Annotated in this window: 9 protein-coding genes and 4 pseudogenes; 8 read left to right on the top strand and 5 right to left on the bottom strand. The window is 53.4% G+C overall.

Annotation, left to right across the window (positions count from 1 at the left end):
- Positions 1-361: 361 nt before the first annotated feature.
- Together M1E16_RS15095 and M1E16_RS15100 are read left to right on the top strand one after the other, a co-directional pair.
- On the top strand, positions 362-1,771 hold the full coding sequence (locus M1E16_RS15095) for an APC family permease (protein ID WP_458127722.1): 1,410 nt from the start codon (positions 362-364) through the stop codon (positions 1,769-1,771).
- Between the two features lie 124 nt (positions 1,772-1,895).
- Positions 1,896-3,368: an aldehyde dehydrogenase family protein gene (locus M1E16_RS15100; protein WP_458127723.1), complete on the top strand. Its 1,473-nt coding sequence runs from the start codon at positions 1,896-1,898 to the stop codon at positions 3,366-3,368.
- Positions 3,369-3,430: 62 nt separating this feature from the next.
- On the opposite strand, the gene M1E16_RS15105 is transcribed toward M1E16_RS15100, so the two are convergent.
- Positions 3,431-4,354: a LysR family transcriptional regulator gene (locus M1E16_RS15105; protein ID WP_025214394.1), complete on the bottom strand. Its 924-nt coding sequence runs from the start codon at positions 4,352-4,354 to the stop codon at positions 3,431-3,433.
- A gap of 713 nt (positions 4,355-5,067) precedes the next feature.
- Between M1E16_RS15105 and M1E16_RS15110 the strand changes: the two genes are divergently transcribed.
- Positions 5,068-6,408, top strand: a complete 1,341-nt coding sequence (locus M1E16_RS15110; RefSeq protein ID WP_458127724.1) for an aspartate aminotransferase family protein — start codon at positions 5,068-5,070, stop codon at positions 6,406-6,408.
- Positions 6,409-6,988: 580 nt separating this feature from the next.
- On the opposite strand, the gene M1E16_RS15115 is transcribed toward M1E16_RS15110, so the two are convergent.
- The 4 genes and pseudogenes from M1E16_RS15115 to M1E16_RS15130 form a co-directional block, all read right to left on the bottom strand.
- Positions 6,989-8,290, bottom strand: coding sequence for a carbohydrate porin (locus M1E16_RS15115; RefSeq protein WP_458127725.1), 1,302 nt, complete (start codon positions 8,288-8,290; stop codon positions 6,989-6,991).
- Positions 8,291-8,358: 68 nt separating this feature from the next.
- Positions 8,359-9,870, bottom strand: a complete 1,512-nt coding sequence (gene iaaH / locus M1E16_RS15120; RefSeq protein ID WP_458127726.1) for an indoleacetamide hydrolase — start codon at positions 9,868-9,870, stop codon at positions 8,359-8,361.
- Positions 9,871-9,969: 99 nt separating this feature from the next.
- On the bottom strand, positions 9,970-10,689 hold the full coding sequence (locus M1E16_RS15125) for a response regulator transcription factor (RefSeq protein ID WP_458127727.1): 720 nt from the start codon (positions 10,687-10,689) through the stop codon (positions 9,970-9,972).
- Between the two features lie 823 nt (positions 10,690-11,512).
- A pseudogene (locus M1E16_RS15130) lies at positions 11,513-11,983 on the bottom strand (helix-turn-helix domain-containing protein); the annotation flags it as partial.
- Here M1E16_RS15130 and M1E16_RS15135 point away from each other — a divergent pair.
- From M1E16_RS15135 to M1E16_RS15155, 5 genes and pseudogenes are all read left to right on the top strand, one after another.
- Positions 11,974-12,087 (top strand): annotated as a pseudogene (locus M1E16_RS15135) (hypothetical protein); the annotation flags it as partial. The pseudogenes M1E16_RS15130 and M1E16_RS15135 sit on opposite strands and share 10 nt — an antisense overlap.
- Before the next feature lie 50 nt (positions 12,088-12,137).
- Complete coding sequence (gene hpaD, locus M1E16_RS15140) at positions 12,138-12,995, top strand: 3,4-dihydroxyphenylacetate 2,3-dioxygenase (RefSeq protein ID WP_458127728.1); 858 nt, start codon at positions 12,138-12,140, stop codon at positions 12,993-12,995.
- 85 nt (positions 12,996-13,080) lie between these two features.
- A pseudogene (locus tag M1E16_RS15145) lies at positions 13,081-13,472 on the top strand (5-carboxymethyl-2-hydroxymuconate isomerase).
- Positions 13,473-13,524: 52 nt separating this feature from the next.
- Positions 13,525-14,829, top strand: coding sequence for an MFS transporter (locus tag M1E16_RS15150; RefSeq protein ID WP_458127729.1), 1,305 nt, complete (start codon positions 13,525-13,527; stop codon positions 14,827-14,829).
- A gap of 12 nt (positions 14,830-14,841) precedes the next feature.
- Positions 14,842-14,964 (top strand): annotated as a pseudogene (locus M1E16_RS15155) (2-oxo-hept-4-ene-1,7-dioate hydratase); the annotation flags it as partial.
- Positions 14,965-14,973: the final 9 nt, after the last annotated feature.

Consider the following 14,973-nt stretch of genomic DNA (forward strand, 5'->3'; position numbering starts at 1 on the left):
TATTGGATTTTACGCTAGAGAATTACTGCAACATTCACAATCAAATATTCCCACACTACGCCTCGATGCTTTTTTCGACACCGTCAGCCATAAATTCACTTTCAGGCAGGCTGATTTTTTGGGCGTAGCGGTCTTCTTGGCAATGGCGTTTTGCTGATCGAATGATCGCCAATTAAGATTAAGTCGCGCGCACGCGCAGATTACGCATACGTATCTCATGAGCTGTGCCTACTCGCAAAGATCGGTTCAATCACCGGCTATGATCGAACGATCAGCGTTTGAGGATTGCCAGCCAGAACCGCTGGGAGAAAAATCGGGGTTACCAATAACAATTCAAATCCCGTCTTCAGGGGAGGCCTGTATGCAAAGTGAGCCAACACAGCCTGGGCTCAAGCCCAAGTCTTTAGGTGTCTCCGACATCGTCTTTTTTGTAATTGCAGCTGCGGCGCCGCTCGGCGCTACGCTTGGTGCTGGCCCTGTGGTTTTCGCCATGGGAGGTACAGGCGCTCCCGGTATCTATCTGATCGCCTCGCTCGTATTGCTGCTGTTTGCAATTGGATTTGCAGCGATGAGTCGCCATGTGATCAGTGCAGGTGGCTTCGCCGAGCTAGTGACTCACGGATTAGGGCGAGCAACTGGCAACGCAGCTGGTGGAATTGCGCTGCTTGCGTATATCGCCATGTTGACTGGCATTTATGGACAATTCGCTGCCTTTGGGGCAGACCTTGCTATGTCGATTGCGGGATTGCAGGTGGACTGGCGCGTCGTAGCTCTCCTTATCATCGGACTGGTAGGAATCTTCGGCTACATGGACGTTAAGGTGTCAGCCAAGGTGTTAGGCGTGCTGATGATCTTCGAGATCCTGATCTTGCTTGTCTTTGACGTCGCGGTCATAGCCCAAACGAATGCAGAGAGCTTCACTTGGAATGGCTTCATGCCCTCTCAGATATTCACTCCTGGTTTCGGGGTGGCATTGATGTTCGCGTTTTGTTGCTTTGTAGGGTTCGAGTCCACAACCATTTACGGAGAAGAAGCTAAGAACCCAAGTCGCACCGTTCCCCTTGCTACATATGTAGCCATTGCCATTATCGGTATCTTTTACACGCTTACAACTTGGTGCCTCGGCCTGGCTTATGCAAATAGTGACGTCCAAAGTGTTGCCGGCGCTGACATGATCAATTTTGTGTTTAATGCCAACACACAGTACGTAGGCCCCCTTTCCACAGAAGTCATGAAAATTCTGGTAGTCACGAGCGTGTTTGCGGTCTTGCTCTCCTTCCACAACGCTCTCAGTCGCTACCTTTTCGCACTAGCTCGCAGCCATTTCGTACCTCGACAGCTCAGCCGAGTACATCCCAAACACGCAAGTCCGCACGTCGCTAGCGTTGTGCTTTCAATCACAACCCTTGTTGCAGTGGGATTCTTCATGGTCACCAATGCCGACCCAATCCAGCATCTCTATCTGTGGATGGTTGGGCTTGGCACCCTCGCCGTTCTCGCCCTACAAACCCTAGGTGCTGCCGCAGTCGTCGGGTTCACTCTCAAGACTCAAAAGTGCAGCAGGTGGCAAGGGATAATCGCCCCAACGCTAGGTGGATGCGGATTGGCAACTGCTGTTTTTCTCGCCGTGGCGAATTTTGACGAGCTGACTGGCGCTAAGGAAGGTATCGCAACTCTGCTGCCTTGGCTCGTTGTGATAGCGGCATTGGCAGGAGTTATTAACGGACTTAGGGCCAAAGAGAAATTTCCTGTCACACCAGTAGTTTCGTAGAACGGCAACCTTCCAACTATTTAAATTGAACAACAGTTACAGATGACTCCTTACACGCAGAGTCATCTCGTGAAGGCTGCGACGCAAAATTAATTCCACGTCGCCAATAAATTCGGAGAATAACGTGAACAATCATCAACCTTATAGCGACCTCAATCTGCAGCTGATAGGAGGAGTTTGGCGGGAAGGTCGGACAGGACGATCTATGCCTGTTAGCGATCCTTTCACCCAGCAGACTCTGCTCGAAATTCCTTTGGCCAACAAGGAAGACTTGAACGAAGCTTATGCAAGAGCTAAAACAGCCCAGCCTGCTTGGGCGGCCATGGGACCGTCCGCGCGAGCCGGAGTGCTGCTAAGAGCAGCTCAGATTTTTGATAAGCGCCACGACGAGTTGGTCGACTGGATCATTTCGGAATCAGGAAGTACGCGCATAAAAGCCGAGATTGAATGGGCGTCAGCGAAAGCTATCACTTTGGAAGCTGCTTCCTTTCCAAGCCGGGTTCATGGTCGCATCGTGGAGTCCGATGTGCCGAACAAGGAAAGCCGAGTATATCGACGCCCGCTCGGCGTAGTTGGCGTGATTAGCCCATGGAACTTTCCATTCCATCTCACCCAGCGATCGCTCGCCCCGGCATTGGCACTCGGTAACGCCGTAGTTGTGAAACCTGCCAGCGATACTCCAGTAACCGGAGGCTTGCTGCTTGCACGCATCTTTGAAGAGGCCGGGTTGCCAGAGGGTGTGCTCAGTGTAGTGGTAGGGGCAGGCTCGGAGATTGGAGACGACTTCGTGCTACATCCAATACCGAGCTTTATATCCTTCACTGGGTCCACGCCGATTGGCCAGAATATAGCCCGCCTGGCAGGCAGCGGCGACTACTTGAAACATGTCGCGTTGGAACTAGGCGGTAACAACCCCTTTGTGGTGCTCGCTGATGCGGATCTCCAGCAAGCAGTTCATGCGGCTGTTGTTGGCAAATTTCTGCATCAGGGTCAAATTTGCATGGCCATCAATAGGATTATTGTAGAGGAGCCGATTTACGACTCATTCGTTTCCCTGTTTATCCAGCGCGTGAGCCATTTGGTAATCGGTGATCCTAGAAATTCGGCAACCTCGGTTGGGCCCGTCATCAACCGGAAACAGTTTGACGGATTGGTACGCAAGATCGAACAAGCGAAGTCAGAAGGCGCAACATTGGCTTACGCTGGCGAATCTGCAGGACTGGTATTTGCGCCGCACGTTTTCACTGAGGTGACATCCGATATGGAGCTGGCCTACGAAGAAATTTTCGGGCCTATTGCAGGAATAATGCGCGCGAGGGATGCCGATCACGCATTAGAACTGGCTAACGCTACTCGTTTTGGGCTTTCCGCTGCGGTCTTCTCAGGTGACATTGACCGCGGCGTCCATTTCGCGAGGCAAATCCATTCTGGCATGGCCCATGTGAACGACATGCCTGTGGCAGATGCCCCTAACGTCCCATTTGGTGGGGAAAAGAACTCAGGCCTCGGAAGATTCAATGGCGACTGGGCAATCGATGAGTTCACCACCACTCAATGGGTGTCTGTCCAGCGGAAACCACGCCATTACCCCTTCTGAGAATCCCCTCCAGTTGATTGACTGGAGGGCCAGAACAACACACTCCTGGGGGGCGCGAGCAGCTAAGCAACTTCGAAGCGACGAGCCTCAGGAATACATGAAAGAGAGTTTTCAAGGGTTTCTGTCACACAGCGTCGCAGCGATCTAACAGCTGGCGACCTGTTACCAGCAAGTGTCGCCAAAGCCAACGAGCTCCTTGGCGCGTCAGCCAATGGCACATACCGCACGCCCGGGTGACTGAACAAGCGTGTGGCGGTAAGTGGGAAGGTATCAAACGCGCCACCATAGGCGACCGCAGCCAAACTCTCTGGAATCGATTGGACATACGCGCCAATCCGGCTAGCCTCCTGCCGCTCTGAGCCCAAACTCCAGTAAGCGGCCCATTCAGTCGGGGCTCCCTCTCCCGCTACTGCAAACGGTTGCTCAATCAGATCTGATATTGTAAGGATCGAGGCCTGCGCCATTTCGTGGCTGGCCGGTACGGCAGCCACTCGCGGCTCGTCAAACATCACATCGAGTTCAAGACGCGGGTCGCTGATTGGTAGCCTAACGAGGGCGGCATCCACTTTGCCCGAGATCAGCGCCTGCACTTGGTTTGTCATGGACAGCTCAGTAAACACTAGCCGAATGTCAGGATTACTCTGCTGGAATAACGTAAAAATAAGGTGAGTAAGTTCGCCCGCTGCATCGCCAAAGAAGCCTAACTTCAATACACCCCGGCTGTTTTCAGCAAGGGCACGGCATTCCAGGATCGTATTGTTCATGTTTCCCAAAAGCGTTCGAGCTTGCTCTACGAATCGCTGGCCTGCCTCCGTCAAAGAAACACGATGACTGGTGCGTTCAAACAATTTGAAGCCTAGCTCGCTTTCAAGTTTGGCAATTTGAGCGCTCAGGCCAGATTGAGCAATGTTCTCGATTTCGGCTGCCTTGCCGAAATGAAGGGTCTCAGCAAGCCTGGTTGCCAAGAGAAGCTGTCTAGTGTCCATTGAGGGGTACCCTCTACTCACGGAGCGTGTATGAACCTAACATCTAGCAAGATTCATGCTAATTTTTGACTTCACTGGTGAATAGCGATGGCTATCGATCTGTGGGTTAGCCGGGGGCCTTTACCTAGGCTGACACCGCTCCCCAATCGAGCAAATCGCAAAAAAAACGCACTCGCGTAGCATATCTATGACGTTTGACACTCTTGCGCAATGAGCACTAGGTTCAAAATGCCGATCAAGAACCCGTGGTACCTTCGCGCCCCCTCAGAAACGTTACTAGCCAGTACGCATCATGGGCAGGTAGGAAGCAGTCGGTAACAAAGCCTTTTCCCACGGTAACACACCGGCGCCCCAGCCTCGGCTGCGCCGAAACAGCATTACTTCCCAATTCAAGCCCTTCAGTTTGAGTCCTTTCGATTCAGGAAATTGAAGAGGCTACGCATTATTTTCAACGATATAGCTTTCAGTCCCCAGCGATCACGAAACCTGATCAAACGATCTACAAATGACCATTGCTCTGATACTAACAGGAAAAATACTATGGCCTAAGCTTTAGTCAAGTGCACAGGAACAGAAGCTGTACTAGTGATTATAATCCGGAACAACCCGGCACCTCTTGAATTTTAATTTCGGTGTCGAATCCCAAGATAGAAATATGCATAAACCATTGGCAAGTCTGAGACTTTCAAAACAATATAACTTCGGGAATAGCCATGAAGCTTAATTACCAGCAGTCGCTAAATAATTTCTCTGAAGCCTTTCACCTTTCAAAGAAAGAAACCTCGAAAGGAAAGGAATACATTCCAGGAGGTTTTAGCAGACGAACATTTGGCTATGGCCCACATGCGATTTTCATCGATAAGGGCGAGGCTCAATATCTTCATACTATCGAAGGAAAAAAGCTACTCGACCTCAATAATAATTTCGCCACTAATGTATTGGGCCACAATCATCCAGCGATCATAACGGCAATTCACGAAACGCTGCCAAATGGATTCTCATTTGGGAACCCTACGAATCACGAGCTCGATCTTGCCAAACTGATTTGCGAGCGCATTGACTCCGTTGAGCAGGTTAAATTCTTCTGCTCTGCCAGTGAGGCATGCTTGAGTGCCGTGCGGATCGCACGAGGCTATACTGCACGTAAAAAAATTGCGAAATTTGAAGGTGGTTACCACGGTTTTTCCGACGACCTAGCGATCTCGGCTCACCCTAACCCGAACAATTTCCCCGGCCCGGATACTAATCCTAAGGCACTTCCAGATTCCGATGGGATCCCTGCGTATAAAAGCGACAACGTCATCGTTTTAACTCAAAACGACTTTGAGTCTTGCGAAAAAATTCTCCGGGGCAATGCGGAAGAAATCGCGTGTCTGATCATGGAGTTACAGACCTGCGCGGGAGGTATCGTAGAGCTCGATAAAGATTTCGTGCAAAAGCTTCGAACTCTTACAAAGGAACTGGGAATCCTCTTAGTCGCTGATGAGACCATCACACTTCGAGCGAATATAAAGGGTCTGCAAAGCGAGTATCAAATCAAGCCAGATTTGACAGTCCTCGGCAAAATGATCGGTGGGGGCCTACCTATCGGGGCGGTGGGCGGTAGCAAAGAGGTTTTTCGAGTCATCGAGGAAAATCAGGTCATGATCTCGGGCACCCACCATGGCCACCCATTGGCATGCGCAGCGGGCATTGCCTGCCTTAAGGCCATGGATGAGAAGGCTTATGCACGACTCAACGAAATGGCGGCTAAGATCAAATTCGAGCTGAATACTTGGGCGAAAGAATCCAAATATCCGTTTACCGTTTTCGGCTCCTTTTCGGTATTCGCCTATGCATTCACTAGAGAGCTAGGTCAGACCATCAATACGCATCGTGACTACTGGCATAAAATCGACGAAAACAGCATGGGCATCTACGCATTGGAAATGGCGACTCGCGGCTACTATCCTGTCCACCGTGGCCAGGTAGGACTCACACTTCCGATGACTGACGAGGACGTCGACGGCTACATCGAGACCACAAAGGACATTATCCGTCTAATTTACTCCTAGCCATCAAAGGCTTGCGTATCCGTATCGGATACGCAAGCCTTTGTTATCAGCATTCAAAAAGCAAATTTCTGACTATCACTCTACAAATGTCCTTAATAGCATTTGCTCGATGATGAACTGTAAGCCCGCTCCGGATGGTCAATATCTGCTCGCTGACCAGAAGACTAACACCGTTATTGCCAAACTCTCCTCTCTCAATTATTCCGTTAGCCTGCTGGGCGTGGACAAGGTGCGACTACTGCGATTTATTTCTCGAAGCCTGGAAATAAGAAAATTTTATTTCAGGACAAAGAGTTACGGAAAAACTAGCAGCACGAAAACTTGGAATTGAAGATACCTGCGTTATTGATGAAAGCATCCACACCACCAAATTAGTTGCCCGCTATGTCAACCTACGCTATACCCGTAACTGTTCTGGCGATGTCACCATCATGTACACGAACTTTACTGCCTGGGGCATAATTTTCTTGCGGCCCGGTAATCTTTTCGGCATCTCTGCCACCTAACACAACCAGGAGAAAGATTATGTTGATATCCTACGCAGAGCGGCTGAGGTCTGATCAGTGACCAGAACTGGGATTTAAAGGCCAATTTGAGATCCCAAATTATAAACTATCTGCAATCCGACGACGGCTCCATTGCTGCTAACCTCAGCCTGCGGATTGTAGAAGTTGCTGGGGTTGAACACGTACTGCACGCTTGGCTGGAGTGCTAGATAAGGTGTCGCCTGCCACACCATGTTGAGCTCTACTCGCGACTCTCCTTTCGACACTCCTTGGTCAACACCGGTGGCTAGAAGTCGCTGGTCATGCTGATATTGAACTTGCTTGTCTCCCAAACGTAGATAGCTCGCTTTCAAGCTGACTGAATCTTGAGGGCGCCCGAATGGGCCAACACGGGTTATACCTGCCTCCACGAAGTGTTCGAAAGGCTGTAGATCGTCAGCACTCCAAGTCCATGCGCCGAATACTTGCCACGCTTTGTCTGGGTTTCCGGCAGAAGAACCGCCTTCGCGAGATAGCGTTTGCATAAAGCGGTAAATTAAGCCGCTGCTTCCACGACGGGTCGAGCCATCCAATATGTCGGTCTGTTCGGAGGTATTGTAAAAACTATTAAGCTCGTAGTGATAGGCCAAGGGAGTCTGCGCGAAGTCTTTTTGAGCACCGATGCCTGCCAACCAAGTGATACCACTCGCGTCGCCCGGGTCCCAGTTCCATCCCTTGGTGCGTTTGATGTAATGAGTAGGGTTGGACTCGAAAGCGCCAGCATGTATGTACTGACCATTGTCGAATGAGTAACGCGAGTAACCGCCCCAGCTACCGTATGGGTAAGGTAATATTCCGGTGGTGTTTTCAATGATTGGGTCATTACAAGTAACCCAGTTTTCGCAGTTTATGATGTAAAAATGCCGCTTAGGATTGCTACGACCAACGTCGATCTCAAGATGGTTATCCAATAGCATTTGTTGGTATTCAAACTTCGACAGATATCCCTTGTCGATGTCGTTACGCATAGCTGCGCCACCTAGTGCACTACCTGTGGCTCCTTGCCAAGCGTTAGCAGTCGGCTGACCTTCATTGCGCATCCACGGAAAGAATGTGTATTCAAACTGGAACGTGCCGCCTGTCAACCCCATGATTTTTGACATGTCAAAATCGGCGCCAGCGAAAACTGCACCAGCGTTGGCGAATGTATGGGGGCGAGGTCCAGTGTTAAGGTTCTCCAGCATCAGATCGATAACGATCAGGTGTGCCTTGACTGGACTACTGTCTGTGGTCGACGAAACGGCCCATGCCGAGTTCGCCATACTACCCAAAGCCAAACCAGCGGTTACACAAAATCGGCGCGCAGAAGTACCTGCGACGAGTGAGATCGCGTTCATTCATTTAATCCGAGAAAGGTTTTTGGTCGCGCAGCCAGTGCAGTTGCGCTTAAGGTAAGACCAGTCGATCAGTGTGCGATGGGCGAAAGTGGGCCAGGCCCCCAGATCGACTCAAGCGTGCGACCGATTGCCAGAAGTTGGGCATCCGTTCCAGGCAATCCGTCAATCTCCATTCCTACAGGAAGTCCGGACTCTTTCCCAACACCTACGGGAATACTAAGACCAGGCATTTTCACGTTGCTGCTCGGGTCGGTATTTCGAATAATCCGACCAAATTTTTGAGGCGTTCCGGCGTCAGGGCCGGCCTTGCTTGCCACCTCTGGAACCGTGGGGAACAGAAGAGCATCGAGTTTGTTCTCCTCGAATGTCTTTTTATAGAGAGCTAGCAAGGCTGGGATACCCGTCTTGATCGCTTGCGCATAAGCCGGGCCGCCAGGAATCATCTTTCCATCAGACCCAACGACATTACCAGGCACCACCATAGCCGAGAAAATACCTTGGACGTCGGGACTCGAAATTTTGGTGGCCAGGGTTTCGAATGACACTCCGGTGGATTGTGATTTCAGGTAGTCAGTCAGGGCCTTACGCGCTTCCATTATCGCAACTGGCGTTGCCACAGCTGATGCCAATTGCCCCATACCCGGCATGCTGACTGAGACGATCTCAACTCCCGAACTGCGGAGCTTCTCTACAGCGGCGTTAGCTTGTGCCGAGACTTCCGGTTCTAGATCAGCCCAGAAGAAATCTGGAATGCCCAGTCGAATATGATGGGCAGGTATTGGCTTCAGAAGAGAGGCACCGCTGAGAATCGAATCCAGCAGTATGATATCTCCGACGCTGTTGGCCATTGGGCCTGCGGTATCGCGACTGGTCGAAATAGGTGTGATGCCTACACTGCTGTATCGCCCAACCGTTGGGCGAAATCCAACACAGCCATTCAACGCGCAGGGCGCACGGCTTGAGCCACCTGTGTCCGTTCCCATTGCGATCGGAATCAACCGAGCCCCCAGGGCGGCGGCACTCCCAGATGACGAACCACCGGCAATGCGAGAGTTATCGAACGCATTGCGTACACCGATCAGCCGTGGAAGATGAAAGGCAGTGTTGTAACCGGTAGCGCCAAACGAGAGCTCATGCATATTGGTCTTGCCGATCACAATGGCGCCTGCGGCCTGAAGCTTATCGATAATCGGCGCATTTACCTTCGGAAAGAAATTAACGAGAGCTGGAGTACCGGCTGTGTTCGCAAAACCAATGACCTGAATGTTGTCCTTTATCGCTATAGGGACGCCACCCAAGGGAAGGCACTGCTCACCCTTAGCGAGTCGCGCATCAGCAGCACGGGCCTCGCTCAAGGCTCTCTTTGGGTTTAAAGAAATGAAAGCGTTGAGCTCGGGATGCGCGTCAATGCGGCCCAGCCAGTAGCTGACAACCGATTGACTGGAAACCTTCTTCGCGCAGATGGCTTGTGCCGTCTGCTCAGCGCTCATCAAGTAGAAGTCTTTCGGTATGTCCGACGCCGATACGCCAGCGCTTGCTGCCATAAGGCCGATCGCTAAGCAAGAGAGTCTGGTCTTCACGGATATTCCTTGCGAATCATTCGATCCCCACTGCAGGTCTCGATTATTCATTTACGCACATGGAAATATCCGTCAAACATCCTCATTAATGAGGAGGTGTCAGTGCGCGCCCATACGCATGGCAAGCTCGGTTCGATTACCAGAGTTTGTCTTGATCATCGCGTTCTTCAAATGAGTTCGAACCGTGGTGAAACCTATGGACATTATACGGGCGATCTCTTTATCGCTTCTACCTGCCGCAACGTGCTCTACAACAGCCCGTTCTCGTGGACTCAAAGCACCCTTAGGAGGCATTTCAGCTGCAAGTGCTTTCTGAAAATAGGGTGTGAGCGCGTTAAGCAGTGAAAGCTCTCTAATTCCAAACGCAGGTTGATCGACGCTACGCCATATGCGCAAATCACCCACATCCCGACCTTGGTTGAAGAAGAAAATGTTCACTCCATGGTGCATCCAGCACGGCTTGAGGAATTCGGCGTAGAGCTCACTTTGCTCTAAGCTTCGCCGACTGATCACGTCGTCGACACAGATAGCTTGGCGCTTGGATCTTAACGCCGGTGTTAAGACATCGTTCACGTGAATTCGCTTGTCATACTCCCTAAGCATTTGCGCATCAATATTGACCGCTGCGCAACGGGTTGATCGACTCAGTCCGTTATCCCAAAGGTACGAAGCTCCAAAGTCCGACCGCAGTAACAGCGTAACATCACCAAGCACCTGCTGACGCACGTCATCACCCGCGCCACCTGTGCGGAGTCGCCAGACGACTTGAGCGAATAAGTCAAGCTCATAATTCGTCATAGTCATTTGGTTGATTTGCATGGCATGCCTCTGTAATTAACCCGGGCGTCCGAGCAATTTCTGGGCCTGATTGAGTCGGTTGGTAATGCGAAGAGTCTCAAAATATCGTGGTATCGGTCGTGACTTCACTAGCGTAGGGCTCTTGCACTTATCTCGCTGCGATTTTCAGCCGGTCAGAAAATGGTTCCTATAGCACTGCTGATTGATACAGTTCCCCCCCTTTTTAGGTGAGTCGAATATTCTCGCCAAACGATATGTAGCTTCGATAAGTAACATTCTTGGCACAGCGACTTCATTTAAAGACGACGCAACATAGCCATGATCAGTAGATGTCAGACCATCTCCCGCTGAGCCACTGACGTCGAACGCTGACGCCAACAACCAGATAAAGGCCTACTGCCCAGCCTCGCCCTCGCCCTCGCCCTCGCCCTCGCCAATGGAGTCTTGGCTGTCGAGACCGTCCCTGCGAAGCTGGTCCATCAGCACATGCAGCATCTGGCCCCAGGTCTGGCTTAAAGAAATCTTGCCATTCCGCAGAACCCCGAATTGGCAGTTTAAGCCAATCTTCCCGCGGGCCAGCGTCAGGGAAAGTCTGGGGGAGCCATATCGAAATACTTGAATAAGCGATTCGGCAGCTTAGTGTAGCCAGCCTGCCGGCCCAACGCCCGCTTGCCCATCCCTCCCTCGTTCAAGATCAATGCATCTCCTGCCAAAGCGCTCTGAAAAGTGCAATTAATTCACCGTAAAAGCCATTTTTACGTACCCAATCGGCGGCCATGATCATCAGCACAAGATCAATAAGACAGCAGCCAATTCTCCTATGCTCTGTTCAACGCAACCCCGGCTACCGCTGGCGATACTCCCCCGGAATGATCTGCGCGTAGCGCTGGAAGAACGGACAGAAGTAAGCCGGATCCTTGAAGCCAAGCTGATAGCAGACTTCATTGGCGGAACTGCTTGTAAACAGCAGCAGACGTTTAGCTCCCTGCATCAGACGTTCAATCATAGACCGTTTGGGCGGCAGGTCGGCGATACTCCGACACACGTCATTGAGCCGTGCTTCCGCCCCCCCGATACCGTCAGCGTAACGCGACAAGGGTCAATGTTGCAGGGAATGAGCTTCAATCGATTCATTAAACCGGTGGAAAATTTTCAAATCCTCGTGCCAAGCCGGCCTTGCTTCCAACGAGTTGGAAAACAGGCACAACAAACTCACCATGGTCAGTCCCGTCAAGCTATCCAGCGCCGCGCTACACCCGGGACGATAACTCACCATCTCTGCGCTCAACTCCTCGAACAGATAATCAAGGTTCCGGCACCAGTCATGGAGGCGGCCAGTACAGCTTCGAGGTGTTCGCCGAAATCAAGAACGTGTGCATCTCGATGGGCAGCCATCACATTCCACGCTGGGGCGTCTGAGCAACACCAAAATCCCCTAAGACAACAACAACAATTTCAGGAGAATCATCATGGGCGAAGTCGTCCTGGCCGCGAAAATCTGCCACGTCCCCTCGATGTATTTATCGGAACTGCCCGGCAAACACCATGGCTGCCGTGAGGCGGCGATTGCCGGCCACAAGGAAATCGGCCGGCGTGCGCGTGAACTGGGCGCCGACACCGCCGTGGTGTTCGACGTGCACTGGCTGGTCAACAGCGCCTACCACGTCAATAGCGGCGAGCACTTCAAGGGCATCTACACCAGCAACGAACTGCCGCACTTCATCAAGAACATGGAGTACGAGTACCCGGGCTGTCCGGAGCTGGGCGAGCTGATCGCGCTGGAGGCCAACGCGGCCGACGTGCGCACCCTGGCCCACAACATTCCGAGCCTGGAGCTGGAATACGGCACCCTGGTGCCGATGCGCTACATGCACATGGGCGTGCCGGACGATCAAAAATTCAACGTGGTATCGATTGCCGCCTGGTGCGCCTGGCATCGTCTGCAAGACAGCTTCACCTTCGGCGCCGCTGTGCGCCGCGCCATCGAAAAGAGCGACCGCAAAGTCGTGGTGCTGGCCTCCGGGTCGCTGTCGCACCGCTTCTCGGACGATCGCAACGCCGAAGCCAATATCCACAACTGGACGCGCGAGTTCGACAAACAGGTCGACCTGCATGTGGTGGAACTGTGGCGCCAGGGTCGCTGGAAAGAGTTCTGCGCCATGCTCCCCGACTACGCCGAGCACTGCTTTGGCGAAGGCAAGATGCACGACACCGCCATGCTGTTGGGGTTGCTCGGCGGGCCGGAGTACGCCAAGCCCGCCGAGATCATCACCGACCCCTTCGGCAGCTCGGGCACCGGGCAGATCAACGCCATTTTCCCGGTTTGAACAAGAACAACTACAAGCTACAGGCCGATCACGCTCACTTGCCGCTTGAAGCTTGCCACTAAAAGCTACCGACGCAGGAGGTTCCATGCCCCACTTCATCGCTGAGTACACCGACAACATCGAACAGCAGGCAGACCTGCCCGGCCTGTTCGAAAAAGTCCACGCCACCCTGGGCGACAGCGGCGTGTTCCCGCTGGGCGGCATCCGCAGCCGCGGCGTGCGCCTGGACACCTGGCGCATGGCCGACGGCAGGCATGACTACGCCTTCGTGCACATGACCCTCAAGGTCGGCCATGGCCGCGACCTGACGACACGGCAGGTCGTCGCCGAAAAACTCTTCGAGGTGATCACCGCGCACTCGCCGAGCTGCAAGCCCATCGCCTGCTGGCCTTGTCATTTGAAATGGCCGAATTGCACGAGCAGTTCAATTTCAAGCAGAACAATGTGCACGCCTTCCTCAAGGCACAGGTGAGTTAACCCGCCCCAGCCCGTTCGTCCCATCGGCCTCTCAGACAAAAAGTATAAAACCATGAGCACAGCCAATACCGCCGACACCCTTGCAACCGTCGTCCGCGACCGCACCCACAGCGCCATCACCTGGCGGCTGATGCCGCTGTTGCTGATCTGCTACCTGTTCGCCCACCTAGACCGCATCAATATCGGCTTCGCCAAGATGCAGATGAGCGCCGACCTCAACTTCAGCGACACCGTCTACGGGTTCGGCGCCGGCCTGTTCTTCATCGCCTACGCGTTGTTCGGCGTGCCAAGCAACATGGCCCTGGACCGCGTCGGCCCACGGCGATGGATCGCCACACTGATGGTGGTGTGGGGCGCACTGTCGACCTGCATGTTCCTGGTCGAAAGCGCGACGGGCTTCTATGTGCTGCGCTTTTTGCTCGGGGTCGCCGAGGCGGGTTTCTTTCCGGGCATCCTAGTGTTCCTCAACCGCTGGTACCCGGCCGGTCGGCGCGCACAAATCACTGCCTTATTTGCGATAGCGGTGCCAATGGCCGGGGTGATCGGCGGGCCGCTCTCGGGCGGCATCCTTGAGCATTTTCATGACCTGGGCGGCCTGCGCGGCTGGCAGTGGATGTTCGTGATTGAGGGCGCGCCGGTGATTCTGCTCGGGCTGGTGGTGCTCAAATGCCTGCCGGACAATTTCGAGAGCGTCACCTGGCTGACACCTGCGCAAAAACAACACCTGCGCGAGCAACTGCACAGCGAAGAACAGCGAAAATCCATCACCTCGTTTTCCGCAATTCTGCACAACCGCCAGGTGTGGTTGCTGGTGGCGGTGTATTTCGCCGTGATGCTGGCGGTGAACACCCTGGCCTTCTGGATGCCGACCCTGATCCATGGCGCCGGCATCGGCAGCGACGGCAAGGTCGGGCTGCTCAGCGCGGTGCCCTACCTGGCCGGCTGCTTTTTCATGATCGGTTGCGGGCGCTCGTCCGACCGCCATCGCGAACGCCGCTGGCACCTGTGCGTGCCACTGTTGATGGCAGCGCTGGGCATTGCGGTCGCCGGGTTCTCACCTGGCAACCCGACCCTGGTGCTGGCAGGCCTGATCGTCGCTGGCATGGGCGCCAGTGCGGCGCTGCCGATGTTCTGGCAATTGCCGCCGGCCTTCCTGTCCAACGGCACCCAGGCCGCCGGTATCGCGCTGATCAGCTCCTTCGGCAGCATCGCCTCATTCTTCGCGCCCTACCTGATCGGCTGGATGCGCGACACCACCCAGAGCGCCAGCCTCGCCCTCTATGTGCTGGCCCTGTTCATCGCCCTTGGCGGCGTGCTGGTGCTGCGCACCCGGGCTGCCATCGTCAACCCTCACTAAGAGACCCTAGTCATACTAGATCAACAGCTTATCCAGCAAGCAGCCGCACGCCTCGACCGCACAGAGCGTTCAGGCGAGAAGGTGCGTCAGTTTTCTCTGGACCATCCAGGGATCGCCACCGAACACACTTATGCCCAAAATGCT

Source organism: Pseudomonas sp. Z2-11 (assembly GCF_054161305.1).